Origin of the sequence: Pseudomonas bohemica (assembly GCF_002934685.1) — a bacterium.
Taxonomy (GTDB): Bacteria; Pseudomonadota; Gammaproteobacteria; order Pseudomonadales; family Pseudomonadaceae; genus Aquipseudomonas; species Aquipseudomonas bohemica.
Genome location: NZ_NKHL01000105.1, coordinates 50,600 through 76,313 on the forward strand (window position 1 = coordinate 50,600; position 25,714 = coordinate 76,313).

The window sequence follows — 25,714 nt, forward strand, 5'->3', positions numbered from 1 at the left end:
CACTCATAAAAAAGCCCCCGTCCACCCTCTGCGGATGGGGAATACGCAGAGGGTGGGCGAGGGCGCTACAGCAGGTTTCAGCGTTGGGTCAGCGAGCGATGGTTTGGGTTCTCACACCGGCTTCAATGCCAGGAGTGGAGCGGCCATAGACGTCTTCGAAGCGTTCGATGTCGTCTTCGCCCAGGTAGCTGCCCGATTGCACTTCGATGATTTCCAGCGGGATCTTGCCCGGGTTGCGCAGGCGATGGACCGAGGCGATCGGGATGTAGGTCGACTGGTTTTCGGTGAGCAGGAACACGTTTTCGTCACAGGTGACCTGTGCGGTACCCGAGACGACGATCCAGTGTTCGGCGCGGTGGTGGTGCATCTGCAGCGACAGGCTGGCGCCCGGTTTGACCGAAATGCGCTTGACCTGGAAGCGGCCGCCCATGTCCACCGAGTCGTACGAGCCCCACGGGCGATAGACTTCCAGATGGTTCTGGGTCTCGGTGCGGCCCTGCTCGTTGAGGGTGTTGACCATCTGCTTGACGCCCTGAACCTTGTCCTTGTGGGCAATCATCATGGCGTCCTTGGTTTCGACGACGACGATGTTGTCCAGACCGATCACGGTGACCAGTTTGCCGTTGCCCTGGATCATGCAGTTACGGCTGTCCTGAACCACCACGTCGCCTTTGGTGACGTTGCCGTTTTCGTCTTTCTGATGCACGTCCCACAGCGATGACCAGCAACCCACATCGCTCCAGCCGGCTTCCAGTGGCACCACGCAGGCGCGCTGGGTTTTTTCCATGACGGCGTAGTCGATGGAGTTGTCCGGGCAGCAGGCGAAGCTGGCCTGATCCAGTTCGATGTTGTCGCCGTCATGCTTGCTGCGCTCAAGAGTCAGCAGGCAGTTGTCGTAGATGTCCGGATCGTGCTTTTTCAGCTCTTCCAGATAACGGCTGGCGCGGAACAGGAACATGCCGCTGTTCCAGTAGTAGCCGCCTGCTTCGACGAATTCGCTGGCGCGTTTTTCGTCCGGCTTTTCGACGAACTGGGCGACGCGGCTGACGCCTTCCGGCAGCAGGGCATCGGCAGTGGATTTGATGTAGCCATAGCCGGTTTCAGGTTTGGTCGCGGGCACGCCGAACAGCACCATTTCGCCACGCTCGGCGGCGACGGTCGCCAATGCCAGTGCGCGTTGCAGGGATTTCTGATCGTCGATGACGTGGTCCGCCGGCAGCACCAGCATCAGTTCGTCACGGCCTTCGTTGGCCAGCATCATCGCGGTGATGGCCACTGCAGGCGCGGTGTTGCGACCGAACGGCTCCATGATGATGCCCTGAGTTTCCAGGCCCAACGCATCGAGCTGCTCGCCAACGATGAAGCGATGGTCCTTGTTGCACACCACCACCGGGTGCTGCATGCCTTCGAACTGCAGGCGCTCGAGGGTCTGCTGGAAGAGGGTATGTTCGCCGGTCAGTGCCAGGAATTGTTTTGGAAACTGTTTACGCGAAAGAGGCCAGAGTCGGGAACCGCTGCCACCTGACAAGATCACTGGAATCATTTTAATTCTCCAAATAGCAATAGCGTTTGAATGGGCTATACGTCGGTTGTTCTGTCGTTTCGTCTGTCTTGTTGTTGTATCGCTGCGGTCGGCGCCCTCATGGTGTGTTGCTCCGCATCACCTGGCACCGACTGCTTGAACCATCCTGTGGGAGCGAGCTTGCGCGTGAATACGACGCGTCGGCCGCCAAAAAAGATCGGATGTACCGACCTCTTCGCGAGCAAGCTCGCTCCCACAGGGCTATTCAAATCGGCTTACTGCGTCGAAGTCGGGCGCTTGACCCAGACTGGCGACAGGTTGTTGCCATTGCCGGTGATGTACAGCACGGCCGCTTCACCGCGTTCAAGCGCTACAGGCTTGAGGTCGCTGACCTTTTTGTCGCCGTCGAACAGGGCAAAGCTGACTTTCACCGGATTGATTTCGCGCTCGCCGGTGCCTTTGGCGGAGACTGCCTTGACCACGTCGGTCTTGCCGTCTGCGGTCTTCAGCGTCAGTGGCTTGTCGCTGAGGTTCTGCACGCGTACCAGGGACTTCTGCTTGTTCTTGAACGGCGGCTCTTCAACCAGCTGCGGTGCGCCGGAGGTGTTGTTGACGATGGTGTAGTAGTGATCGCCCGCCAGTTTCACCGGCAACGTATTGCTGCCGATCTTGGCGCTGTAGTCGCCCTGCGGCATGAAGCTGAAATCACTGCTGGCCAGCGGGCCGACTTCATTGAGGCTGGTATTGCCGACGCTGGCGCTGACTTCGGCGTTGCTGGCGTTATAGACACGCACGAATGCCGAGCCTTTCGGTGCGGTCGGGCCGTACAGGGCCGCGTCGCCACCGGCGAAGGCCGAGAGGGAAACCAAGCCAAGGCTGGCGGCCAAAACGCAGGTTTTCAGCAGGCCGGATTGGGTCGAACGAGTTGGCATACGAGTTGGGTTCTGCAAGGTCATTTGAGTAGTCCTCTTTAGTTTTGCGCCCGGTGGGGCGGCTCGGATGTCACGAAGCTGGAGTTGTTGGCGTTCTGAGCCAGATTTTGTTGAGGGTCGCGAGCCTTCTTGAGTTCGGCGATCCACTGTGGATCGAACTCGGTCAGGTCGTTGTGAGCGGGCAGGTAGCGTTCAGGGAATTCCCAAATAAGCACTTGCGGCGGGCTGCTCTTGAAGGCGTCGGTCTGCAGATACTTGAGCATCGGCAGGATCGGGCCATGGCCGTCTTCGGCGTAATTCACCACATCGCTGTGCAGCGCCTGTTTCAGGGCGCCGGCGAAGTTCCAGTTGGGGTTGGCGCTGTAGCTGGTGCCGACCAGACCAACCGCTACCGAGTTATCGGCGAACAGCGCGTCGCCGCCGTCACCATCCGCCTGGGCCGGGTTGGTGCTGCGCTGCTGCAGGTCGTCCGGTTTAGGCAGCAGGTTGCTGAACAGCGGATCCAGCGGCAGGAAGTTGGTCAGGTCGCCCTTGTATGGCGCGCTGGACTTGGCTTCGGTAACGAATGTCTGCGGATCGCCACTGAGTGGCGTCTCTTTGGAGATTGCTTCGCCCAACTGCTGAGCCACGACTTCGGCACCCATCGGCGTCCAGTGGGTGTCGGTGCGCAGGAAGACCTGGCCCTTGTCCTTGGCGCTTTGCAGTGGGGCCAGCAGATCAGGCGCGAAGATGCCGGCCTGACTCACCTGAGCGTGGAACTGCTGATACAGATCTGTGTGCAGCGCCGCTGGCTTGTTGTCGCCGACATGTTCCGGATACAGACGGGTCTTGGCCGGAACGATTGCCAGCACCAGCTGGGTGCCCTGTTTCTTCAGGGTGTCGCGCACGCCCTGGATGATCGCCAGGTTGTCGGCTTCGTTCTGCTCGCCATTGGCGACGGCGTCGAACTCTTCGTCGGTGTACAGCCACTGGTCCTTGCCCAGGATCACGCCCGGACGGCCTTCGTTGAACACCTTGTAATCCAGCGCCGCCCAGAGGTTGGTGCCCAGGCGCTTGATCGGGAACTCCTCGTCGTAACGGGTTTCCACGGCCTTGGTCCAGTGACCGTTGAGCACCGTGGTTTCCTTGGACGTGGAGAAACCGATGAAGCTGCGCAGCGACCACAGGCCCAGCACCAGCAGGATCGCCAGGAACAGGAAAATGTAGAGGAAACGTAATGAACGGGTCATGTCAGGGTCCTCAGAACTGGAAGTACAGGAACGGCGAGAAGCTGGCTGCCGAGAGTTTGAGAATCGAGGCGACGAACATCAGCAGGATCAGGGCGCGCATGACGTAGCGCGACCAGTCGGCAGTCCAGTAGGCAGGCTGGACCTGCGCTTCGGTCCCGACGATGTAACCCGGTTGATGGATGCTGCCCGGCTTGTCGCCCGGCACCGCCTTGATCAGACCTGGCTCTGCAGAGGCAGGGCCGTCCGCTTGAACAGGCTGATCACTTTTGGGCTTGGCGGGCGCGCGGTTCTGATAGAAATCACGCAGGCCGAAGAACGCCAGGGTGATGTACGCCACGATCAGCGTCGCCACTTGCAGGCCGGTGAGGCTGGCGCGGTTCAGATCCGACAATTGCCATTCGCTGAAGCTGAACATGGCGCCATACATACGAGCGGCGACGTGCAGGTTCTCGGCACGGAAGATCACCCAGCCCATCACCACCAGCAGGAAGGTGAAGGCCCAGCGCACCACATTGAAGGTGCGTGGCGTGGTGTTGATGCCCAATGCTTTTTCGATCGCCAGCCACACGCCGTGCCAGGCGCCCCAGACGATGTAGGTGATGTTCGCGCCGTGCCACAGACCGCCCAGCAGCATGGTCAGGAACAGGTTGCGATAGGTCGCCACCTTGCCGCGACGGTTGCCGCCCAGGGTGATGTACAGGTAGTCACGCAGCCAGGTCGACAGGCTGATGTGCCAGCGACGCCAGAACTCGGTGATCGACTGGCTGACGTAAGGCTGCTTGAAGTTTTCCATGAAGCGGAAACCCATCATTAAGCCCAGGCCGATAGCCATGTCGCTGTAGCCGGAGAAGTCGAAGTACAGCTGCGCGGTGTAGGCCAGCGCGCCGAGCCAGGCATCGCCCGTCGTCGGGTTCTGCAGGGCGAAGCAGTGATCGACCACCACGGCCAGGGTGTCGGCGATGAAGACCTTCTTGATGAAGCCCTGCATGAACCGGGTCACGCCTTCGGAGAACTTGTCCAGCGTATGGGTGCGGTTGTTGAACTGGTCCACCAGGTCGCGGAACCGCAGCACGGGGCCGGCGATCAGGTGCGGGAAGATCGCGACGAACGCCGCAAAATCGATCAGGTTGCGCGTGGCAGGCGTGTCGCCACGGTAGACGTCGATGATGTAGCTGATGGACTCGAAGATGTAGAACGAGATCCCGATCGGCAACAGCACGTGGGTCAGGATGAACGGCTCAAGGCCGAACGAGGTCATGATCGCGTTGATGCTGTCCACGCCGAAATTGGCATATTTGAAATAGCCCAGGATGCACAGGTCGACCGCCACGCCCAGCAACAGCCAGCGCTGTGCGGGTTTGGTCCTGACCCCGGCTTTACCTACGCGCAGGCCGATCCAGTAGTTCCACAGCGTCACACCTGCGAACAGTGCCAGGAAGTCCACTCGCCACCACGCATAGAACACGTAGCTGGCCACCAGCAGCAGCAGGTTGCGATAGCGTTGCCCGCTCAAGTAGTACAAGCCGAGAAACACCGGCAAGAACAGGAACAGGAACACGTTGGATGAGAAAACCATCCTTATCTCTCCGTTTGTCCAACATCAAGGGCCGAAGCCCCCCCAAACCCCCCATGGAAATGGAGGGGTAAAACGTCCAACTCTCCGCGTCCCTGTAGGGGCGTGCCTGGCCGCGATGGGCCAGTAAGTCCGATACACATGTGCCTCTGACACATTGCAATCGCGGGCAAGCGCGCGCCTACAGTTGGCAATCGTCGTGCTTACGAACCGCCTTTCTCGCCTTTCTCATGAGTCGGGTCATAAGTACGGGTCAGGTCGCCGCCGAGGCGGAAGTTCTTGAACGGCTGCATCTTGTGCTTCTGATCCAGTACGTCCGGACCGCAGTCGTAGAGCGAGCAGTAGGGTTCCAGCCAGGCGAATTTCATGTCGGTTTTCAGGTCCGTCATGTCTTGCTTCTGGCCATCGCGGGCCTGGAATTCGTTGCCCGAATCCTTGACCCCGGCCAGCACCCGATCACCCAGACGCTTCAGCGCGCCGTTGTTTTCAGGACGCAGATCGACACCGTTGGCCTGGGCGAAACTGGCGATCATCGCCAGCGGCGGCAGGGCGTAGTTGTGGTACGCCAGCGCACGCTGCTTGCGTTTGAGTTCGTTAGGCAGGAAGCCCTGCGGGTCAACCTGATTGGCCGCGACCTTGAATTCCTTCACGGACCAATCGAACAAATCCTTGCGGTTGGTCGCCACAGCCGTGGACATCACCGACCACGCTGCCCAGTACGAGTGGTTGTTGGTCTTGTCCAGCGGCAGGTTGTCCCAGTCGCTGACCACTTGATCGCCGAGCTTGCTGAACCAGGCCTCGATGACCTGCGCATCCTGCTGACGCGTTGCCAGCGGATGCGATTCGGAAAACTTCAGGCGCAGATACGACGAGGACATGCTGCCCAGCGCCCATTTGCGCATCGACTTGCCGGTGTGGTTGAAGTCCTTGGACTCCAGCGCATCGGCCTTGGCCCAGGTGGTGAGCATGCCCAGCGCGCAATCGAGCTGTTCGGGACGACCATCACGCATGTACTGCATCACCACTTTGCTGGTGTTGCGCTCCATGGTGGTGATGTCCTTGGTGGTATCTCGGAAGGCTTTTTCCGAGGCCTCGTTCAGCGTGGCGCGAGCCTTGTCCGAGCCCTCGTACTTGCTGCGAAACTGCAGCGAGCCGGTATAGGGCTGCGGTGTGGCGTCACAGCTGAACTTGCCTTCGCCGCTCTTGAATTTCTCGACGCCTTCGTAGTAACCCTTCGGCGGCACGAGTGTCGACGCAGCGCTGGCACTGGCGGTGAACGCTGCCGAAGACAGCATTGCCAGCGAGAGAAGGGTGGGGAGCATCAGTTTTGGAGTGTGCATAAGAGCCTCATAACCCGGCTTGCGCGGTTTGATGCGCGACATTCGGGAACACGTTGCGTTTGCATACTTTCGCTTCGACCTGCTGAGGCGCAGTGCCCGCATCCGGACCCTGCACTTCCAGCGCGAGCAGTTGCTGGTCGGCCCAGTCTTTGTCATCGCGCAGTTCGAAGGAGAAGCGCCCGTCGGTTTCAGATGTTTCAGGTTTTTCGATCTTCAGGTCTTCATGGCGGCCGTTCATGTACCAGAGGCGCGCCTGAAGGGTTTTCACCGAGGTGTCGGCGAACTTGATGTCGATCTGATTGCTGCCGTTGCGCACATCCTTGATGCCGTTTTTGCCGTTGACCAACAGTTCGTTGGTGCCTGGCTTGAGAGTGGTGCTGGTGGTCATCAGCGCCGGTTTGCCCTCACAACCGTTGTCCAGTAGCGACATCATCTGGCGATAGATGGTCTCCTGATCCAGGCGGTACAGAGGCGAGAATTCCCAGATGAGAATTTTCGGAGGGTGTTTCTGGAAGTCGTCGCTGCCCAGGTACTGCAGCATCGACCCTTCAAGGCCGCCGCCCGGGAAGGCAACGTTCAGCACGTCAGCACCAATGTATTCCTGTAGAAAGCCGGCGAAGTTGTAGTTCTTGCCGCTGTGACTGGTACCGACCAGGGTGATTTCCGGGTTGCCGGAATCGCCGAACAGATCGCCGTCACCCGCTTCGCCCTTGGGTTCGGTCTCGAACTGATCCATGTACTGGATCGCGTAGCTGGTGCCGCACAATTGACCGGCCATGTTATGCAGAGTGCCTTTCTTGCCCATGCGACCTGATAGATGGGTCTCGAATTCGCGCTTGGGAATGCTCGCGTACTCGGGCATTTTCTTCACCGACTCGGCGACGATTTTCGCCGTGCGCTGGGCACCGTATGGCGTCCAGTGCTGGTCGCCGCGGAAGTAGAAATCGTGCGCCTGTTGCTCGTTGGTCAGCGGCGACAGGTCAGGTACGGTGTAGCCCATTTTCGCGAAGCGACCGAGCATGGCCTGGTAGTTGCGCAGCGCCGTGTTGTAGTCGAACTTGTCGCGGTCGGCCGGGAACAGTTTGTTGCGATCGACCAGCCCGCGAGTTGGCTGATACACCACGACAAGCTCGACGCCCTTGCTCTTGAACGCGTCGTGCAGCTGTTGCATGCGACGGTAGCCTTCGGGCGTGGTATCGAACTCGGTGCGCAGGTCTTCACGTGTACGGAACAGCCAGTCGCCCTGCGCCTGGACCAGCGTGGTGAAATTCTGCTGGTAGCGGGTGACGTAGTTCTTTTCGTCATGCGCCTCAGGGCACAGGCTGCAGCAAGGCTCGGCGGTGAAGCTCGGCGCTGCGGCATCGTCGGCATTGGCGGCGTTGCTGGCAGCGAACAGGGCAACAGTCAGGCTCGAGAGGCTGAGCAATTTGATCAAATGTGCGTGCATAGAAATGGCTTCCTCAGTCCCGGAGTTGTTTCTGGCTTTCGACCGGGTCGATCAACACGGCTTTTTGTTGGCGCACCAGCAGATCAAGGATTTCGTCCTGACGATCTCCGAGTATCCCGTTGAAGCTGATCCCGCTGCTCTTGGTCGGTGCCAGCATCGACACGTTGTACAGCTCCACGCTGAGCGGCGAGTCGATGGACAGCGGGCCGGAACCGTTGGAGGTCAGTTCGCCGCCGACCAGAATCAGCGACACCTCGGCATCGAACGGATCGAGCTTGATGTCGCGATCGGTGTCGGAAAGGTCCTTGATGTGGCCATAGACGCCCATCAGACCGTTACCAATTGCCAGGTTTTCGTACAGCTTGATGTTGGTGCTGTTGCGAACTCGAATACCGTGGCGTTTGTTGGCGAACACGCGGTTGCCCCACAGCAGGTTGTCGGCGCTTTCATACAAGGTGATGCCGTCGGTGTGGTTGCGGTAGATCTGGTTGTAGGCCACCAGATTGTTCACGCTGTTACGGTCGAGCACGATGCCGGAAAGGTGGTTCTCGTAGCTCTTGTTATTGATGATGAAGCTGTCGTTCACCTCACGGGAAATGATGATCCCGTGCTTCTTCTTGGTCCCGTACACCGTGTTCTCGGCAATGATCAGACCGTGCGAGCGGTCGTGGGGGTCGATGCCGTAGATGATGTTGTCGTGGTAGGTGTTGCTCTTGACCACGAAGTCACGGGTTTCATAGCAGTAAAACCCGTACCACATATCCGAGAACTCGGAGTTGACGATCCAGCCGGTCGGATCCGGGCGGTTCATCTGCGCCTTCATGTTCGGCGTGTACTGGGAAATACTGATGCCGTACGACTTGCTGTTGTTGTAACCCAGGCTCGCGACCTTGGTGTTGAACATGTAGGTCTGGGTGCCGCCCCAGGACAGCAGGAACGGACGGAATTCCTTCGGCGCCTTGAAGGTAGATGGGCCGTTGGCCTTCTCGCTCCAGCCGGTCAGCTTGGTGTCGGCCATGAACAGCTGGTTGTCGTTGACCAGAAACGCACCGGCTTCCTGAGACAGGCGAAGCTCGGCGGTTTTCTTGTCGACTTCGAGAATGCCTTTCTTGCCGACCACAATCGGCAGACGCGCCAGGAACACGCCCGGCGAGGTCTCGCTCAGGTATTGTTTAGGCACCTTTTTCGCCAGATCCTGCAACGTGATGTAGCCGTCTTCGATGAAGATCGCCTGCGGGATACCGTGCTGACGGGCTACCCATTCCTCCATCTTGTTATCGCCGCCGATGAATTCCTTCAGCGAGTCTTCCTGCATCATGCGGCGAATCGAGACCTTGCCCGCTTTGCTGCGCACGATCTTCTTCTGCATGGCCTGCTGGGTGTACCCCGAGAGGTCCGGCAATTTGGGCTTGTCCATCATCAACGGCGCGGCGTCCGGGCTGCTGATGGCGTAAGTCTTGGCCTGATGCAGGCCCTTGACCACTTGCTCGTCAGCCGCAGGTTGTGCTGCAGCCGCAGGTGCCGCCGGAGCGGTATTGGCCATGGCCGAGGCGCTCGCCAACAGCAAGGCGCTGCTGAGCACTGCGCTTTCAAGCAGAGCATGGGGCCAGGCCCTATGCCGCGGATTGTTTGCTTGGCTGTTCATCTCACTGCACTCCTATAGCGGCTTGCATCAGAAGCGCCAGATGACGTCGACGATGGCGCGGTGCATGTAGTCGTCGACACCGCTGTGGTACGCATCGCCTGGCTTGAACACGCCTGCGCGCAGACGAATCAGCGCCGACGGTTCGTCGAAGGACTGGCTGACCGAAGCGGGCAGCAGGCCTTGTTTGAAGTACTTGGTGACCACCAGGTCCATCTCCTGACCCAGATCCTTGCGGCCGTCTTCCAGCGGCAGGGAGTCGAAGGTGCTGATGCCATCGGAATCGACATTCTCGCGCGCCGGGTTGATGCCCGCGCCACCGATACCGGCGTGGCCATCGACGCGACGGAATTTGTGGTAGATCAGCGAGGCGTCGTATTCGTCCTGCATCTGCCAGGAGGCGAACAGCGATCCGGATTCCACATTGGCCATTTCGCCCTGGAAGGCTTCACCGAAGCGATGCACGCGCGAGCGGGTACCGGTCCAGTTCGAGCGGTTGCTCTCAAGGCCGTTCTGTTCGTAGTTCTTGCTGGCGCGGGAATAGGCGCCGCCCACTTGCCACATCGGGTCGAGACGCAAACGCAGCCCCAGGTCGGTTGCCCAGCCGTTGACGTTTTCGTTGTTTTTCTGACCCGCGACATACTGATCGCTCGGGACGTCGTAGGAGGTGCCGAGCCGGTCACGGTCGCCCGTCAGCCAGGTCAGGCTGCCCCAGTAATTGACGGTATTCAGATTGCGATAGTTGTAGGCGTCGCTGTTGGCCTGAATGCCCAGCCAGGTCAGATCGCCACGGGACGTCTTGTCCAGATCGTCGATGGCTTCGCCCTGATGTTTCAGGCTGCCGCCGTCATGACTGTAATGGGCGCGTACTCCAGCCCATTGGCCAGGCGTCCACTGGTAAGCCACGTCACCGAACACGTGCTGGCGATCCTTGTCTTCGGCCGACAGTTCAGTCAGGTCGGTGCGGTATTCGCTGAAGCGTTGAGCGGCGCCGACTTCCGCTTTGAGCAGCGTGGTGTCGAAGGTCCAGTTCAGCGCCTCGATGTTGGTGTCGTGCCATTGGCCGTCGTCATTGCGCAGGCGCTGACGCCCGAACTTGAGGATCTCGCCGGGGTAGGGCGTGAATCCGCTGTAGCCGACCCAGAATTCACGCAGGGCCGCGTAGCTATCGTCCACTTCACGACTGCTGGAGGTTTTGCGGGCATGCTGGCTGGCCTGGCCAGTTGCGTCGTTCACTTGCTGATCCAGCGGGTCGGTCTGGATGGTGTCGGTGGCGGTCACCACCTGGCCCATCGCATAGCCGCTCCAGTTGCCCCATTGACCGTACATCCAAGGCCGCAGGTCCAGACCGATACCGTTGACGTCGCCACCGCCACGGGTGCCGAGGTCACGGTCGTCTTCCATCTGGCCGGTGGCTTTGACTTCGATGCCGAAATTCTTTTCTTCGGTCAAGGCAGCCAATGTCGGCGTGGCCCAGATCAGGGTGAAGCCCAGACCGAGCCCGGCCGCCATCAGAGGGTTCAACTTAAGCTTCATAGAGGTGCGTCCTCGCCGTCTTTTTCTTCTTGCAGGGTCTGCAAGGCCAGCGCGTTCTGCGCAGTGGTGCCTCGGACCTGCTGTTCGCGTTGGAGAAGACTCTGCGCCTGGGCACGCTTCTCAGGCGGCAGTTGATCGTTGAGTTGCTGCATCAGGTCCGCTGCCTGCGGAGTGCCTTGGGCCTGTGCCAACTGGCCGAATACCCAGGCGTTGACCGGGTCGGGCTTGATGCCTTTGCCTTGCGAGAACAACTGCGCGAGGGCGAAGTCGGCGCTGTTCTGCCCGCCGCGGGCAGAGGTCAGCAACTCGTCGACGGCTTTTTGCGCGTCCGGGTGGCCAAGGTAGCCACGGCGATACAACTGGCCCAGGTAGTAGTGGGCGGAAATCTGCGTCGGAGCGGCCTTGGTCAGGTGCTCCTCGGCTTTTTTCGCATCGGGCAACACCAGCTTGCCTTCGTAGTACAGCTTGCCCAGCAGCAGTTCAGCGCGCGGTTGGTCCGCGGCACGGCCGTTGTCCAGGTATTCCATCATCTTGTTGACGTCACCCAGCTCGGGATAGTCGTAGAGCAGTTGCGCCAGGCTCACCCAGGAAGCGGGGTAACCAGGGGCGACCTTTTCGAGCAACTGCTGAGCAGTCTTCTCATCCGGCTTGCCGAGGGTCGAGTCCGCCAGCACGCGAGCGACGGTGTCGACCCGCATCGCCGGGACGCTGCCCGAGGAATAGCCGCTTTGCATCTGCGCGAGCAGCGCCGCCTGCTTGTCGGCTTCGCCACGTTTCTGATAGACCGTGGCCAGTTCCATGTAGCAGACGTCGTTGGTGCGCAGTGCCTGTTTGCAGATGCTTTCTACGTCAGCCAGATGCTGGTCGTAGGTGCCTTGAGTGCGATACAGCAACACTTGGGCAAGACCGGCTTCGGGATAACCCTGCGCGCGCCAATCGTTGATCTTCTGCTGCGCGTTCACGTTGGGAAACGTGTGCGGGTATTGCAGATAGAGCATCGCCAGCGGAATCAGGGTGCCGGTTTCGCCGTTGGCAAAGGCTTTCTTCAACAGACCTTCGGCTTCGCGCTGCTCGGCCTCGGTGGAGTTGGGTTTGACCGCCAACAGCTTGCCCAGACGCGATTGCGCCCTTGGCGATGTTTCGGCTGCGGCGCGATAAGTCGCTTCGGCCTGCTTGATCAGCTCCGGATCCCGGGTGCCGACCTGAATGTCCGCAAGACCGACCTGTGCATCGCTATAACCCAGGTCCGCCAGTTGCCGATAGTTCTGCTCCGCCAGCGCGGTATCGCCGCGCTGCAAGGCTTCATTGGCCAGGCGTTGATCGGGCAGGCCGGCACAGCCGCCAAGACCGATTGCGATCGCCAGGCTCAACAACGTAGGGGCTGACAAGCTTCGTAGTGGGCTAGCCATGTTTAGAGACCCGCGGCCGTGGCTTTATCGATCAGCCAGTTCAGCGACGGGCCGCGATCGCTGACCACTTCCACCGGACGGCCTGCCAGGCTGCTGCTGAGGGACTCGTCAGGCTGGATCTGCACGCGAAGGTCCGAAGACAGGTCGGCCGGGCTCAGCGCCGTGGAGCTGACGATTTTGCCGCTGTGAGTACCTTCTTCGCCGGCTACCTGGAAGTTGACGCGAGCGCCCGGCTGGACGTCGGCGAACTGACGATAGGTGAAGCGAGCATCGACGGTGGCCGCAATATTGCGTGGGATCATCTGGAAGATCACATCGCCTTTGGCGGCGTACTGACCGTTGGCGACCAGTTGCTTGCCGATCACACAGTCGCATGGGCTGGTCAGCGTGCCGGCGAGTTGGCGACCGAAGAGTTCTTCGATCTTCGCAGGCTGCATTTCATCCGGGTCCAGGTTGCCCTTGAGCACGTCCAGCATGCTGGTGTTGAACGAAGCCAGCGGCGCGCCTTTGGATACTTGGCCGTTCGGTGCGACCAGGCTGGTCACGGTGCCGTCACGCGGCATGGTCACATCCATGGTTGGTACGCTGACCAGACCGGAAGTGGAGTGGCTGACGAAGTACATGCCGTATACCGATTTGGCCACGAAACCGAACGCCACCAGGCCGACGACGAAGATACCCGCGCTGAACGTGACCGCACGCAGACGACCGAACGCGCTCATGCCACTGCCGCTGTCCTTGACCTTGCGCGCCTTGGTGAAGTTGTCGCGCTGCAGGGTGGCGAGCACTTCGCCCATGCTGACGATGTCGCCGGACAGGTGAGAAGTGATCAGGTGGCGCAGGGTGGCAATGTCCTGAGCTTCCAGGTGTTGGAACTGGCAGCCGATGCGGCCGCTGGCCGAGTCCACGCTACGAACCTGTAGGGCGACGTCCATCGCCAGGCCAAGATTGTCGATCAGGAACTGCAGGCGGCCCCTGACGATTTCACCCACGGCGGGGCGCTGGTTGCTGGGTGCAACGTAGCTCAGACCACCAGCGGAAAGGTCTTCGACGCGCACCAGCGGAGCGTTCGGCTGGCCATTGAGCAGGCGCAGCTTGGCTGGGATCCTGACCCGTGCATGTTGACGCTGGGCTTCGGATTCATGGACGACGTTTGCATTCACGGCTGTATTCATGGCGGTAATTCCTGATTAATCAAGTTGATCCATTGGTGCGGTCAAAGACCCCGTCAGACCATTGTCAGCAGCACGGCAACGAAGATGCTGCCAGCCGAGAACGTCATGGTTCGAGACGACCAGGTGTTGAACCAACCCTGGAAGCTGGCCATGTCGCGGCTCAGTTTGGTGTCCTGGCGTGTCCAGGACTGGCGGTCGAGGCGGAAGAAGACGTAGATCTTCATCAGCGCGCCGACGATCTGGTTGTAATAAAGAATCACGGGGTAGGCCGGACCGATGCTGTGCCCCGAGCAGGACAGCAGCAGCGTCAGAATCAGGCGTGTGATGCCGATCCACAGCAGGTAAGCCAACAGAACACCCATGCCGAATTTGAAACTGGCGAGTGCGGCAACGGTCAGGCCCAGGATCGAGGTCCACATCGACACGCGCTGGTCGAACAGTACGATGCTGGTGAAGATGCCCAGGCGGCGCACGCCCAGACCCAACGCGCGGGAGTTCTGGCGCAGGTTATTGCCGTACCAGCGATACATCAGCTTGCGGCTGGCTTTGAGGAAGCTCTTCTCCGGTGGGTGCTCGACCGTGTTGATCGCGGCATCCGGAACGTAGAAGGTGTCGTAGCCCAGGCGCATCAAGCTGAACCAGCTGGACTTGTCGTCGCCGGTCAGGAACTTGAAACGGCCCAGACGCCAGTGCTGCAGCGAATCGCTTTCGACGTCGGCGATGAAGTCAGGGTCGGTGACCACGGCGGCGCGGAATACCGACATGCGCCCGGTCATGGTCAGGACGCGCTTGGACAGGGCCATCGAGCACATGTTGATGTGGCGTTGAGCGAAGCGCAGCTTGTGCCACTCGCTCATGATGTAACCCCCGCGCACTTCACAGAATTCGTTGGTGGTCAGACCGCCGACGTTGCCGAACAACTGGAACCACGGCACGGTTTTCCTCACCACGCCTTCGGCCAGGACGGTGTCGCCATCGATCACGGCAACCACGGCGCGATCGTCCGGCATGTGGCGCGAGATGGCGCGGAAGCCGAAGGCCAGACCGTCACGTTTGCCGGTACCGGCGATGCGCACGAAGTCCAGGGTGACGTGCTTGGGCGGGTTGTGTTTGGCCCACAATGCCTTGACCAGCAGCTCGTCGGACATTTCGACGAGTGAGCAGACCACGGTAGTCGGGTAACCGCAGGCGATCGCTTCCTCAATGACAGAGCTGTATACCTGGGCGGTGGTCAGCGCATCGATCCGAAAGCTGGTAACCATCAGGAATACATGGGACGGATCGGCCGCCTTGCCCAACTTGCGTACTTTGCGGCGCAAGTGTGGATAAACGATGTAGAGAAAGATCATGCCGCGCACAAAGTGCGTTGCGCCCATGGAGTAACGCCAGATTCCGACGATACCCACGAGGAAGATAAAGTCTTTGGACTGCGAGTCGAACAGAGTTGCCGGCAGCGCCATGGCAATGGCAGCCAGCAAACTTAAATAAAACAGCCAACCGGCGGCCTGAAGAAGGCCATGTCTGAGCCTGTGCATAGTCGGATCCTTAAAATCAGTTGCAAGCCGCGAGCTTCAAGCCGCAAGTCCACGCGAAACGCTTTGGACCTGGGCCTGAGGCTGGCTTTGAACTTGTCGCTTGTCGCTTGAAGCTGGCAGCTTGCCGCTGCTTTACCAGCAGATGCCTTCGGTCTGACCGTTCTCGCTGGTGGTGCCGGTCATGAAGCCGACGAGGTCGATGACCTTCTTGCCCGCCGGCGCATTGTTGGCCAGAGAGCGGAAGCGCTCGTCGCGGTTACCGAGAATGATCACGTCGGAGTTGTCGATCACGGCGTCGAAGTCCGAGTTGAGCAGGGACGAAACGTGCGGGATCTTGGACTCGATGTAATCCTTGTTGGCACCGTGAACACGGGCGTATTCGACGTTGCTGTCGTAGATGCTCAGGTCGAAACCTTTACCGATCAGCATCTCGGCCAGTTCGACCAGCGGGCTTTCACGCAGGTCATCGGTACCAGCCTTGAAGCTCAGGCCCAGCAGCGCGACCTTGCGTGTATCGCTGGCGGCAACGATGTCGAAGGCGTTCTGCACCTGGGACACGTTGCTGCGCATCAGGGAGTTGAGCAGCGGTGCTTCGACATCCAGGAAGCTGGCACGGTAGGTGAGAGCGCGCACGTCCTTGGGCAGGCAAGAGCCGCCGAATGCGAAGCCTGGGCGCATGTAGTACTGCGACAGGTTCAGGGACTTGTCCTGGCAGACCACGTCCATCACTTCACGACCGTCGACGCCGACCGCCTTGGCGATGTTGCCGATTTCATTGGCGAAGGTGACCTTGGTCGCGTGCCAGACGTTGCAGGTGTACTTGATCATCTCGGCAACGGCGATGTCCTTGCGGATGACCGGAGCGTCGAGTTCTTCATACAGCGATTGCAGAACGTCACCGGAGGCCTTGTCGAACTCGCCGATCACGGTCATCGGAGGATGGTCGTAGTCTTTGATCGCGGTGCTTTCACGCAGGAACTCAGGGTTCACTGCAACGCCGAAGTCGACGCCGGCTTTCTTGCCCGAGCAGTCTTCCAGAATCGGGATGACCACGTTGGCGACGGTGCCCGGCAGCACGGTGCTGCGCACGACGATGGTGTGGCGCGAGGTTTTTTCACGCAGTACGAAACCGATTTCGCGGCATACGGACTCGATGAAATCCAGTTCCAGGTCGCCGTTTTTCTTGCTTGGCGTGCCGACGCAGATCATCGACAAGTCAGTGGCGCGAATTGCCTCGGAGAAGTCGGTGGTACCGCGCAATTTTCCGGTCTTGATGCCTTTGTCCAGAAGTTCGCCCAGACCCGGTTCCACGATTGGAGACTTGCCCTGATTGATCAGATCGATCTTGGCGCTGGAAATATCCACACCGACCACATCATGACCACGTGCCGAGAGGCAACCAGCACATACTGCACCGACATAGCCCAAACCAAAGATGCTGATATGCATCGTAATCTCCTTGAGTTTCACGCCATAACTTGGCTGGATATAGGAACTTTCTTTTTCAACTTTCGCGCACTCGTCCGCACAACAAGTTAATGTCGTGACACAAGCGCAGGCAGAATTTAACAGGAGCGGCCTTAATGCATCAGGCGGGCTCGAATGTCACAAGTTTCAAGCGTCGGGTAGCTCATATATATGTACATGAGTTCCCGATCTGGGATATGGCATAACACTCCACGGAATCGCTTTGAGTCGCTGCCGCGCCTCTGGCTCAGGGCTTTTGGCCATGATTCAGTATTGTCCTGCTCGTCAGTGGCTTTGAGCACCCGATTGGTGCTTGCTCAATCTACTTCAACTAGTTTGGTGCGTTCTCTCCTACACGTACCACACAGACCTGTCCGGCCTTACTACGTTGATTAGTAACTTCCAGATCTGTCCTTATGCCATGTAAGAGATGTCTCACACGGTGGACGAGAATTGTTACGGGATGTAGGAGCGTGAGGTTTCCCCATAAGTTCCTGGCCGCTCGTCCTCTTTTCGAGAATTTTCGGTACAGCTTGGTTTTTGGATGTGATTGCAAAGTGATAGCACTTCCTGCTTGGTCCTTTATATTAAAGGGGTTGGGCGTAGTTCATGTTAGTTGGCCACCTATGCGAAAAGGTATGCATCGCTTTAAAAAAATGTTGTTAAGTTTTTGAGAAAAAAGTTCCGAGGTTGGGGAGTGTCTGGTTATTGGCGCCAAGGCTTTGGCTTGGATGCCGTTCGTCTGCCAAATAGGGAGTTGGGGAACTTGGAAAGTTGCGAAGAGGGCGGTGATAGTTGGGAGTGGTTTTGGTGCGCGCGCAGGTTAGCGGCTATCTAGAAGGGTTGGTTGAGGTGTTTGGGAGCGTGGGGGGAGGTGAACATCCGTCATCTGAGTGGCGCGTTCGAAAGTGTGGAGATATCGCGCAAAAGTGTCCGTAGCAGCCTGGCTTGCCGAGTGGCGTTCTTGAGATCACTGCCGCCGGCAAACCGGACCGCTATGGAGAGTGGCGTATCTGGGCGCTGGCCTCAGGCGTGGGCCTCATCCCGCAGGAAAACCAGCTTGTCCGCAGTCGAGAGGTCGTTGCTGAACCGGTATCCCTGCACGTCGAACTGTTTCAGGTGTTCTGGCTTGCCGATGCGCTCGGAGATGACGAATCGGCTCATCATGCCGCGCGCTTTTTTGGCGTAGAAGCTGATGATTTTATATTGGCCGTTTTTCTGGTCTCGGAATTCGGTGTCGATAACGCGGGCTTTCAACGCAGGGCGTTTGACGGCCGAGAAGTATTCATTGGATGCGAGGTTTAGCAGGATATCGTCGCCTTGCTCAGCCAGGGCTTCGTTGAGCCATTCGCTGATGCGATTGCCCCAGAATGCATAGAGATCCTTGCCGCGGGCGTTGGCCAGTTTGGTGCCCATTTCCAGGCGATAGGGCTGCATCAGGTCCAGCGGGCGCAACAGGCCGTAGAGGCCGGAGAGCATGCGCAGGTGTTGCTGGGCGTAATCCAGGTCGGTGTCGCCAAGGGTTTGCGCGTCCAGGCCGGTGTATACGTCACCCTTGAATGCCAGGATGGCCTGCTTGGCATTTTTCGGCGTGAAGGCCGGAGTCCAGCTCCCGAAACGGGCGGCGTTCAGGCCGCTGAGTTTGTCGGAAAGGTGCATCAACTCGCCGATCTGCGCCGGACTCAGTTCGCGCAGCTGAGTGATCAGCTCCTGGGAATGATCCAGATATTGCGGCTGAGTGAAGCGCTCAATGGTCGGCGGTGTTTCGAAATCGAGGGTTTTCGCTGGGGATATCACCATCAGCATGCGGTCGTCTCCTTTAATCGTGAGGGCGATTCTAGGGGTTGCGCGCTGAGGACTCCAGCTATGGTGGTGATAGGGTGTACCGCGGATGATGGCTACCTTTCCAGAAGCGCGCTTGCCCGCGATCGCGGTGCGTCAGATATCGTTTCTGCGCAGGCTCGTCGCGATCGCGGACAAGCGCACGCCTACGGGATCGAGCTTGCATTCGGGCTCTGAGTACGACAGTTAATCCGCTATAGTGCCTCGCCGGTTTCGGCCTCTTTGTTCAAGGTTTGGGAGCACATCGTTTTGCGCATGTTGTTATTGATCGGTGCCTGTCTGCTGGGGCTTAACGCCCAGGCGGCGACCGGGGATATCGCGACGATCGATCGCAGTGTCTGGCCGGAGGTTCTGGAGAGCCCGCAGTTGTTCGATGTGGCCTCCCGCGCTGAGATCCTGAGCTTCGCCCACCAGTTGCTGGAGAGTGAGAACCTCAGCGATGTCCAGTTGGCCGACAGGTTGGGATTGCGCCAGCTGAATATGGCCACGGTGAACCTCATTCGCACTCGTTTATGGGCGCGTCTGTTCGATAACTGGCAAGCCGCCGAGCGCTCCTGTGAAGCCGATGCTTCATTCTGTGTGCTGGTTGACGACGTACCCATGCTGCGTCAGCGTGCGGCGGAGTACAAAGTCGCCGAAGATTCCTTTTATGCGCGCTGGGCGGCGCATGGCGATGCTTTCAATCAGCGTTATCTGAACGAACTGCTGCGCATGGCAGCATTGTTCCCACAGACCAGCAGTGAGGTCGAACGCTTTAACTCGGATGAGCTGAGCGGCGACGAAATGCCGGATCGCACCTTCCTGCTCAATTTCGAGAGCGGTCCGACGGTTGCTGATGGTGCGACCGACTGGTTGGCCGATTTCATGCGCCAGCAGAAGATCAACGCGACTTTCTTCGTCCTCGGCAAGAACCTGCAAGCTCGCATCGACAGCACCTCGCCCCAGGCCCTGCAGACGCTCTACCGTAAGCAGTGCGTGGGTATTCAGGGTTGGGAATATCGCTCCCATGCGCACTGGAACGATTGGCAGGACTCCATTGAACGCACTGCAGCGCTGACCCAGCAGATGCTCCCAGACAATTTCGTCCCGCTGTTCCGCCCACCTTACGGGCATCGTCGGGCCGACAGCGCCCAGTTTTTCCGTGATCAACAGCTGCGCGTCTCGCTCTGGAACATCGACTCCCAGGACGGCACCGGACGCATCAGCGCCGAGCAGACCGCGCACCGTGTGCTGACCCTGATGCTGCTGTGGCGTCGCGGCAACATCGTTTTCCACGACACCACCGACAAGGCGCAACAGGCCGTGCCGTGGCTGATGGCCAATACCGCTCAGAGCGGAATTTCCTGGGAAGACTGTCATATTTATCCACAGCAACTGTCGGACGAAACCGATCAGGATGCGCCTGAGGATGAAGACAGCGGCGAGCCCGCCGATGAGCAGCCAGCCGATCAGACGCAGCAGTCCACGGATCAGGCGCAAACGCCCGGAAATCAAGGGGAATAGGGAGATAAGAGGCAGGAACGGTCGGAATTTCACCAGGCTTTCTCGCCGACCGGACTTCCGACTGTAAACGCGTGGCAGGCATCCGCCAAGGGCTATTCGTCATGCGGTGAAATAAACTTCAAATTCCAATCAAAACGCTTTTTTATGTCATCGGTTTTGCGGTATTACGACAACAGACCGCCGAACCCTGCAACACAGGTGGCGTCACCCAGACCCCACTTTGCGCAATTTTCTCCTGCCATAAGGGGAAAGCCTCGGCGGCCTTTTCGTAGCGCAGCATCGCTGTGTGTTGCGTTATCTGGCTTCTACAAAGGTGAGCGAGTATGGATGACCACGGACGCACCCCTTCCTCTAACCAGCCAATCCTCTATGTGCTCGATACCAACGTTCTGATTCACGATCCAAACGCACTGCTGAATTTCGAAGAACACTACGTCGCAATCCCCATGACCGTCCTGGAAGAATTGGACAAGCTCAAGGCGGGCAAGCACTCGGTCGCCGCGGAATGCCGCCAGGCTATCCGGCTGATCGACAAGACACTCGGCGAAGCGACCCCGGAGGAGGTTGAACAAGGTGTACCGATTGATCGCGGTACAGGCGTTTTAAAGGGTTATCTGTCCATCCTGATGAGCAAGCGCGAAGAGCCCAACAGCCTTCTGCCAGAACACCTGAACGACAACATCATCATCAATCAGCTGATCGACATGCACGCGCGCAAGAAGGAAGTGCGCATCGTGCTGGTCACCAAAGACATCAACATGCGCCTCAAGGCGCGCGCTTGCGGCATCGAAGCCGAGGACTACAGCACCGATCAGCTGGTCGACGACGTGTCGATGCTTTCGCGCGGCTACCACACCATGACCGGTTCCTTCTGGGACCGCGTGAGCAAGGTCGATACCCGTCAGGATCACGGCCGCACCTGGCATAAGGTGCAGATGACCGAGCAGATCCCAGCGGTGCACATCAATGAGTTCATCATCGATGAGCAGGGCTTCGTCGGTTGGGTCAAGGGCGTCAAGCCTGATGAGTTGCTGCTACTGGACATGCACCAGGAGCCGTTGCTGCATCAGGAAGCCTGGGGCCTGAAACCACGCGACATCTACCAAGGGTTGGCGTTGTTCGCGCTGCTCGACCCCGACATCCACCTGGTCAACCTGTCTGGCGCCGCGGGCTCGGGCAAGACCATCCTGGCGCTGGCCGCTGCCATCGAGCAGACCATGGTCAGCAAGCGTTATCGCCGCATCATCGCCACTCGCAGCGTGCAGGGCCTGGATCAGGAGATCGGCTTCCTGCCCGGCACCGAAGCGGAGAAGATGGAGCCGTGGCTCGGCGCGATCACCGACAACCTGGAAGCGCTGCACATGGATGACGAAAACACCCATGGCAGTGTCGATTACATCCTCAGCAAAGTGCCTTTGCAGTTCAAATCACTCAATTACATTCGAGGCCGCAGTTTCCAGCAAAGCCTGATCCTGATAGACGAATGCCAGAACCTCACGCCGCACCAGATGAAAACCATCATCACCCGTGCCGGCGCCGGTTCCAAGGTGGTCTGCCTGGGTAACCTGGCGCAGATCGACACCCCTTACCTGTCGGCCACCAGTTCTGGCCTGACCTACCTGACGGAGCGCTTCAAGGATTTCCCCAACGGCGTGCACATTACCTTGCAAGGGGTGCCGCGCTCGATCCTGGCCGAGTACGCGGAGAGTCATTTGTAAAAGGTTGCTACTCAATGTCGTGGGCGCCGACGTGTCGGCGCCTATTTTTTCTCAACCCCTACAGGGGAATCGCTGTAGGTCACTTGTAGGAGCGCGCTTGCCCGCGATTGCGGTGGATCAGTTACTCGCGAGGTGGCTGAACTGACCCAATCGCGGGCAAGCGCGCTTCTACAGTTCGATCCGTACAAGCGCTACACTCCCGGCTCCTGTCCAGGAGTCATCCCGTGCTTACTCATCTCGATTCCCAAGGTCGCGCCAACATGGTCGACGTCACCGAAAAAGCCGTGACGTCCCGTGAAGCCGTGGCCGAAGCGCGCGTGCGCATGCTTCCCGAAACCCTGCAAATGATCGTTGCCGGCGGCCACCCGAAAGGCGATGTGTTCGCCGTGGCGCGTATCGCCGGGATTCAGGCCGCGAAGAAAACCAGCGATCTGATCCCCCTGTGCCATCCGTTGATGCTGACCAGCGTCAAGGTCGAGCTCAACGCCGAAGGCACTGACACCGTACACATCGTCGCCCGCTGCAAACTCTCCGGCCAGACCGGGGTGGAAATGGAAGCGCTGACCGCTGCCAGCGTCGCGGCGCTGACGATCTATGACATGTGCAAGGCGGTGGACCGTGGCATGGTCATCGAGCACGTGCGACTGCTTGAAAAAGCCGGCGGCAAGAGCGGGCATTTCGTGGCCGACAACAAGGTGGATGCCTCATGACCATTCATGTTCAGGTGCAATTTTTCGCCCGTTTTCGCGAGACGCTGGGCATTGAGAGCGAAAATCTCGAAGGCAGCTTCGCCACCGTCGACGCCGTGCGTCAGTATTTGCTGCAGCGCGGCGGTGTGTGGGAGGTGCTGAGCGAGCAGAGCATCATGTGCGCCCGTAATCAGGAACTCTGCTCGTTGAGCGAGCCTGTCGAGCCTGGGGACGAAGTGGCGTTCTTTCCAACCGTTACCGGAGGTTGAGCATGGCCATTCGTGTGCAGGCCACTGCGTTCGATCCAGGGGCTGAAGTCAATGCAATGCACGATGCCAATGTCGGTGTCGGCGCGGTGGTGAGCTTTGTCGGTTACGTGCGCGATTTCAACGACGGGCGGGAAGTGTCGGGGATGTTTCTTGAGCACTATCCGGGCATGACCGAAAAGGCGCTGGGCAAGATCGTTGACGAGGCGCAACAGCGCTGGCCGCTGCTCAAGGTCGAGGTGCTGCACCGTGTCGGCGCGCTTGAGCCGGCAGAGCCGATCGTGTTTGTCGGCGTGGCCAGCGCTCATCGGCAGGCGGCATTCGAGGCCTGCGACTTTGTGATGGATTATCTGAAGACCCGTGCGCCGTTCTGGAAAAAAGAAACCACCTCAGAGGGGCCGCGCTGGGTGGAAGGGCGGGAGAGCGATCACAAGGCCGCGGATCGCTGGAAATAGGCCGGTTGGGGATCTGAGTGGCGGTGAAATGCCTGTGGGAGTGAGCTTGCTCACGAAGGCGCTCTGTCAGCTACATCAAGGTAACTGAGCGGCCGCTTTCATGAGCTGGCTCACTCCCACAGTTTTGTGTCCGACGTTAGACGCAGTGTCAGTCCGATTCCGGCGCAGGCTGCACCTTCGGCTGTCGCACCACCGCTCGCAGCAACTCGGTCGGCGGCATTTCACAGCTGATCTTGCGGCCCAGCTTTTCCTCAATGGAAGGCAGCTGATACGAGTCGTCTTCCCCCGCAAAACTGATCGACACCCCATCGGCGCCGGCGCGACCGGTACGGCCGATGCGGTGCACGTAGTCGTCCGGCACTTCCGGCAGAGTGAAGTTGATCACATGGCTGATGCCGTCGATGTGAATCCCGCGCCCGGCAACGTCTGTGGCTACCAGCACGCGGATCTTGCCTTCGCGGAAACCTTCCAGCGTCTTGATGCGTTTATGCTGCGGGACATCGCCGGACAACTGCGCCGCGTTGACGCCATCGCGCACCAAACGCTCTTCAATGCGTCGCACTTCGTCCTTGCGGTTGGCAAAGACCATCACCCGCGACCAGCCGTTGTCGTTGATCAGGTTGAAGAGCAATTTGTATTTATCCGCCGCCGCCACTGCATAGATGTGCTGCTCGACGTTATCGCTGGCAACGTTTTCCGACTCGATCTCAACGATTGCAGGATCGGTGGTCCACTGCTTGGCAAGGTTCATGACGTCCTCGGTGAAGGTCGCCGAGAACAACAGCGTCTGGCGCTCGCCCTTGTGCGGAGTCTGCCGAATGATCGAGCGCACCTGAGGGATAAAGCCCATGTCCAGCATGCGGTCTGCTTCGTCCAGCACCATCACTTCGACCATATCCAAGTGCACTTCGCCGCGCTGGTTGAAATCCAGCAGACGGCCCGGGGTGGCGACCAGAATGTCGCAATGACGGGCCTCGAGCTGCTTGAGCTGTTTATCGAAGTCCATGCCGCCAACGAACGTCATGACGTTGAGGTTGGTGTATTTGGTCAGCGCCGCGGCGTCCTTGGCGATTTGCACCACCAGCTCGCGGGTCGGCGCGATGATCAGCGCACGGGGTTCGCCCATGTAGCGTTCTTTCGGCGGCGGAGTCTGGGTCAGCTGAGTGATGATCGAGATCAGAAAGGCGGCGGTTTTGCCGGTGCCGGTCTGCGCGCGACCGATCGCATCCTTGCCCTTGAGGGTGAAGCCCAGGACGCCCGCCTGAATCGGTGTGCAATACGGGAAACCCAGATCCTGGATGGCATGCATCAGTTCCGGGGCGAGCGGGAAATCATGAAAGCGGGTTTTGCCTTCCTGAGGCTCGACCACGAAGTCATCGACACTCCACGGCGCAACGACAGGCTTGGGCGCGCGTTCGCGGCGTGGGCGTTCGGCCCTGGGGCGCGCGGGCGTAGCCGGGCTGACGACCTCTGGTTCTGCTGTTGGCGCAACAGGTGGGACGGTTTCTCGGGAAGTGCCTTCGGTCGGACTCTTGGAAACAGGGAGAGAAGCAGCTGGCGCGAGCTGCTCAGCCTCGCTTTTACCGAACATTTTTTTAAGTGCTTTGAGCACGGTCATCTCATCGATTGATTAAGGAATATACGCCGGGCAGTGTAAAGCAAGAACCCGGCGCGGCGTAGTGCCATACCAAATCCGCCAGACAAAAGAAAGAAACAAATGCGCTGTTTAACGCAGCCGATCCCCGAGCCAGACGCCTATGTCGGCAATTTCCTGCGGTAACACTTCGTGGCCCATTGGGTATTCCTGCCATGTCACGGTGACGCCCTGGGCTTTCAGATGCTCGTAGGCGGTCCTGCCCATCGCGTTGTGCACCACTTCGTCGTAACTGCCATGCAAGCAACACACCGCAATGCGCTGCTGACTGGCCGACAGGCTCATCTCGTCGCTGAATGTCGGTGCATAGGTGGACAGCGCCAACACCCCGCCCAGCGGACCTTCCCAGCGCAGAAACGCGGTGTGCAGAACCACCGCGCCCCCCTGAGAAAACCCTGCCAGAAAGATTCTCGCCGGGTCGATGCCGCTGTCCCGTTGCCCTTCGATCAGCGACAGAACGCGCTGCGCAGAGCCTTCCAGCTGATCGCGGTCGATGGCGCGGGCCGGGCTCATGGCCTTGATGTCGTACCAGCTGGGCATTTCATAGCCACCATTGACGGTAACCGCGCGGGTCGGCGCCTGCGGAAGAATGAAGCGGGTGGTGAGCAAGGTTTGCTGTAGCGCTTCGGCCACGGGCAGGAAGTCGTAACGGTCTGCACCCAGGCCGTGCAGCCAGATAACGCAGGCGTCGGCTGTTTTTTCAGGCTCGATGATCAAGGGTTCGCTCATGTGCGCTCCATTTGTGTGCGATGGATTTGGCGCGCTGCTTCAAGGCGGTGC

The 25,714-nt window shown here is 59.4% G+C and carries 18 protein-coding genes and 2 pseudogenes; 5 read left to right on the forward strand and 15 right to left on the reverse strand.

Annotated features, from left to right (window positions below; all coding sequences use genetic code 11):
* Positions 1-88 precede the first annotated feature (88 nt).
* The 13 genes from CE491_RS12255 to yaaA form a co-directional block, all read right to left on the reverse strand.
* Positions 89-1,543 (reverse strand): mannose-1-phosphate guanylyltransferase/mannose-6-phosphate isomerase, encoded by a 1,455-nt coding sequence (locus CE491_RS12255; RefSeq protein ID WP_110948610.1) that lies wholly within the window; start codon positions 1,541-1,543, stop codon positions 89-91.
* Between the two features lie 254 nt (positions 1,544-1,797).
* Positions 1,798-2,454 carry an alginate O-acetyltransferase AlgF gene (locus CE491_RS12260; protein WP_110948685.1) on the reverse strand — a complete coding sequence of 219 codons (657 nt, stop codon included), beginning with the start codon at positions 2,452-2,454 and terminating at the stop codon, positions 1,798-1,800.
* A 38-nt stretch (positions 2,455-2,492) separates the two neighbouring features.
* On the reverse strand, positions 2,493-3,683 hold the full coding sequence (locus tag CE491_RS12265; RefSeq protein ID WP_110948611.1) for an alginate O-acetyltransferase: 1,191 nt from the start codon (positions 3,681-3,683) through the stop codon (positions 2,493-2,495).
* Positions 3,684-3,693: 10 nt separating this feature from the next.
* Positions 3,694-5,259 carry an MBOAT family O-acyltransferase gene (locus tag CE491_RS12270; RefSeq protein ID WP_110948612.1) on the reverse strand — a complete coding sequence of 522 codons (1,566 nt, stop codon included), beginning with the start codon at positions 5,257-5,259 and terminating at the stop codon, positions 3,694-3,696.
* A gap of 200 nt (positions 5,260-5,459) precedes the next feature.
* Complete coding sequence (locus tag CE491_RS12275; RefSeq protein ID WP_110948686.1) at positions 5,460-6,596, reverse strand: mannuronate-specific alginate lyase; 1,137 nt, start codon at positions 6,594-6,596, stop codon at positions 5,460-5,462.
* A gap of 7 nt (positions 6,597-6,603) precedes the next feature.
* Positions 6,604-8,043, reverse strand: a complete 1,440-nt coding sequence (locus CE491_RS12280; RefSeq protein WP_110948613.1) for an alginate O-acetyltransferase — start codon at positions 8,041-8,043, stop codon at positions 6,604-6,606.
* Positions 8,044-8,056: 13 nt separating this feature from the next.
* On the reverse strand, positions 8,057-9,688 hold the full coding sequence (gene algG, locus CE491_RS12285) for a mannuronan 5-epimerase AlgG (RefSeq protein WP_110948614.1): 1,632 nt from the start codon (positions 9,686-9,688) through the stop codon (positions 8,057-8,059).
* 27 nt (positions 9,689-9,715) lie between these two features.
* Positions 9,716-11,221 carry an alginate export family protein gene (locus tag CE491_RS12290; protein ID WP_110948615.1) on the reverse strand — a complete coding sequence of 502 codons (1,506 nt, stop codon included), beginning with the start codon at positions 11,219-11,221 and terminating at the stop codon, positions 9,716-9,718.
* On the reverse strand, positions 11,218-12,630 hold the full coding sequence (gene algK / locus CE491_RS12295) for an alginate biosynthesis TPR repeat lipoprotein AlgK (protein ID WP_110948616.1): 1,413 nt from the start codon (positions 12,628-12,630) through the stop codon (positions 11,218-11,220). Before algK ends, CE491_RS12290 begins: the two co-directional genes overlap by 4 nt.
* A gap of 2 nt (positions 12,631-12,632) precedes the next feature.
* Positions 12,633-13,805 (reverse strand): alginate biosynthesis protein Alg44, encoded by a 1,173-nt coding sequence (locus tag CE491_RS12300; RefSeq protein WP_110948617.1) that lies wholly within the window; start codon positions 13,803-13,805, stop codon positions 12,633-12,635.
* A gap of 53 nt (positions 13,806-13,858) precedes the next feature.
* On the reverse strand, positions 13,859-15,340 hold the full coding sequence (gene alg8 / locus CE491_RS12310) for a mannuronan synthase (RefSeq protein ID WP_110948618.1): 1,482 nt from the start codon (positions 15,338-15,340) through the stop codon (positions 13,859-13,861).
* Between the two features lie 132 nt (positions 15,341-15,472).
* Entirely contained in the window at positions 15,473-16,789 is a 1,317-nt protein-coding gene (locus CE491_RS12315; protein WP_110948619.1) for a nucleotide sugar dehydrogenase, read from the reverse strand.
* 1,044 nt (positions 16,790-17,833) lie between these two features.
* Entirely contained in the window at positions 17,834-18,613 is a 780-nt protein-coding gene (gene yaaA / locus CE491_RS12320; protein WP_110948620.1) for a peroxide stress protein YaaA, read from the reverse strand.
* Positions 18,614-18,898: 285 nt separating this feature from the next.
* On the opposite strand from yaaA, the pseudogene CE491_RS12325 reads away from it, so the two are divergent.
* The 5 genes and pseudogenes from CE491_RS12325 to moaE all read left to right on the forward strand — a co-directional run.
* Positions 18,899-20,062, forward strand: a pseudogene (locus CE491_RS12325) (polysaccharide deacetylase family protein); the annotation flags it as partial.
* Between the two features lie 413 nt (positions 20,063-20,475).
* On the forward strand, positions 20,476-21,870 hold the full coding sequence (locus CE491_RS12330; RefSeq protein ID WP_110948622.1) for a PhoH family protein: 1,395 nt from the start codon (positions 20,476-20,478) through the stop codon (positions 21,868-21,870).
* A 224-nt stretch (positions 21,871-22,094) separates the two neighbouring features.
* Positions 22,095-22,580, forward strand: a complete 486-nt coding sequence (gene moaC, locus CE491_RS12335) for a cyclic pyranopterin monophosphate synthase MoaC (protein WP_110948623.1) — start codon at positions 22,095-22,097, stop codon at positions 22,578-22,580.
* Positions 22,577-22,828 (forward strand): MoaD/ThiS family protein, encoded by a 252-nt coding sequence (locus CE491_RS12340; RefSeq protein WP_407681340.1) that lies wholly within the window; start codon positions 22,577-22,579, stop codon positions 22,826-22,828. Before moaC ends, CE491_RS12340 begins: the two co-directional genes overlap by 4 nt.
* 2 nt (positions 22,829-22,830) lie before the next feature.
* Complete coding sequence (moaE, locus tag CE491_RS12345; RefSeq protein ID WP_110948624.1) at positions 22,831-23,280, forward strand: molybdopterin synthase catalytic subunit MoaE; 450 nt, start codon at positions 22,831-22,833, stop codon at positions 23,278-23,280.
* Positions 23,281-23,428: 148 nt separating this feature from the next.
* On the opposite strand, the pseudogene rhlB reads toward moaE, so the two are convergent.
* Both rhlB and CE491_RS12355 read right to left on the reverse strand, forming a co-directional pair.
* Positions 23,429-24,724 (reverse strand): annotated as a pseudogene (gene rhlB, locus CE491_RS12350) (ATP-dependent RNA helicase RhlB); the annotation flags it as partial.
* 282 nt (positions 24,725-25,006) lie between these two features.
* Entirely contained in the window at positions 25,007-25,663 is a 657-nt protein-coding gene (locus tag CE491_RS12355; RefSeq protein WP_110948625.1) for an alpha/beta hydrolase, read from the reverse strand.
* Positions 25,664-25,714 lie beyond the last annotated feature (51 nt).

Excerpts from the sequence above, each read along its gene's own strand:
- CE491_RS12290 (WP_110948615.1), bottom strand. The coding sequence starts at position 11,221 with ATGAAGCTTAAGTTGAACCCTCTGATGGCGGCCGGGCTCGGTCTGGGC.
- CE491_RS12260 (WP_110948685.1), bottom strand. The coding sequence starts at position 2,454 with ATGCCAACTCGTTCGACCCAATCCGGCCTGCTGAAAACCTGCGTTTTG.
- CE491_RS12340 (WP_407681340.1), top strand. The coding sequence starts at position 22,577 with ATGACCATTCATGTTCAGGTGCAATTTTTCGCCCGTTTTCGCGAGACG.
- CE491_RS12315 (WP_110948619.1), bottom strand. The coding sequence starts at position 16,789 with ATGCATATCAGCATCTTTGGTTTGGGCTATGTCGGTGCAGTATGTGCT.
- CE491_RS12265 (WP_110948611.1), bottom strand. The coding sequence starts at position 3,683 with ATGACCCGTTCATTACGTTTCCTCTACATTTTCCTGTTCCTGGCGATC.
- CE491_RS12255 (WP_110948610.1), bottom strand. The coding sequence starts at position 1,543 with ATGATTCCAGTGATCTTGTCAGGTGGCAGCGGTTCCCGACTCTGGCCT.
- algK (WP_110948616.1), bottom strand. The coding sequence starts at position 12,630 with ATGGCTAGCCCACTACGAAGCTTGTCAGCCCCTACGTTGTTGAGCCTG.
- CE491_RS12270 (WP_110948612.1), bottom strand. The coding sequence starts at position 5,259 with ATGGTTTTCTCATCCAACGTGTTCCTGTTCCTGTTCTTGCCGGTGTTT.
- moaE (WP_110948624.1), top strand. The coding sequence starts at position 22,831 with ATGGCCATTCGTGTGCAGGCCACTGCGTTCGATCCAGGGGCTGAAGTC.
- CE491_RS12300 (WP_110948617.1), bottom strand. The coding sequence starts at position 13,805 with ATGAATACAGCCGTGAATGCAAACGTCGTCCATGAATCCGAAGCCCAG.
- CE491_RS12275 (WP_110948686.1), bottom strand. The coding sequence starts at position 6,596 with ATGCACACTCCAAAACTGATGCTCCCCACCCTTCTCTCGCTGGCAATG.
- yaaA (WP_110948620.1), bottom strand. The coding sequence starts at position 18,613 with ATGCTGATGGTGATATCCCCAGCGAAAACCCTCGATTTCGAAACACCG.
- CE491_RS12280 (WP_110948613.1), bottom strand. The coding sequence starts at position 8,043 with ATGCACGCACATTTGATCAAATTGCTCAGCCTCTCGAGCCTGACTGTT.
- alg8 (WP_110948618.1), bottom strand. The coding sequence starts at position 15,340 with ATGCACAGGCTCAGACATGGCCTTCTTCAGGCCGCCGGTTGGCTGTTT.
- CE491_RS12330 (WP_110948622.1), top strand. The coding sequence starts at position 20,476 with ATGGATGACCACGGACGCACCCCTTCCTCTAACCAGCCAATCCTCTAT.
- algG (WP_110948614.1), bottom strand. The coding sequence starts at position 9,688 with ATGAACAGCCAAGCAAACAATCCGCGGCATAGGGCCTGGCCCCATGCT.
- CE491_RS12355 (WP_110948625.1), bottom strand. The coding sequence starts at position 25,663 with ATGAGCGAACCCTTGATCATCGAGCCTGAAAAAACAGCCGACGCCTGC.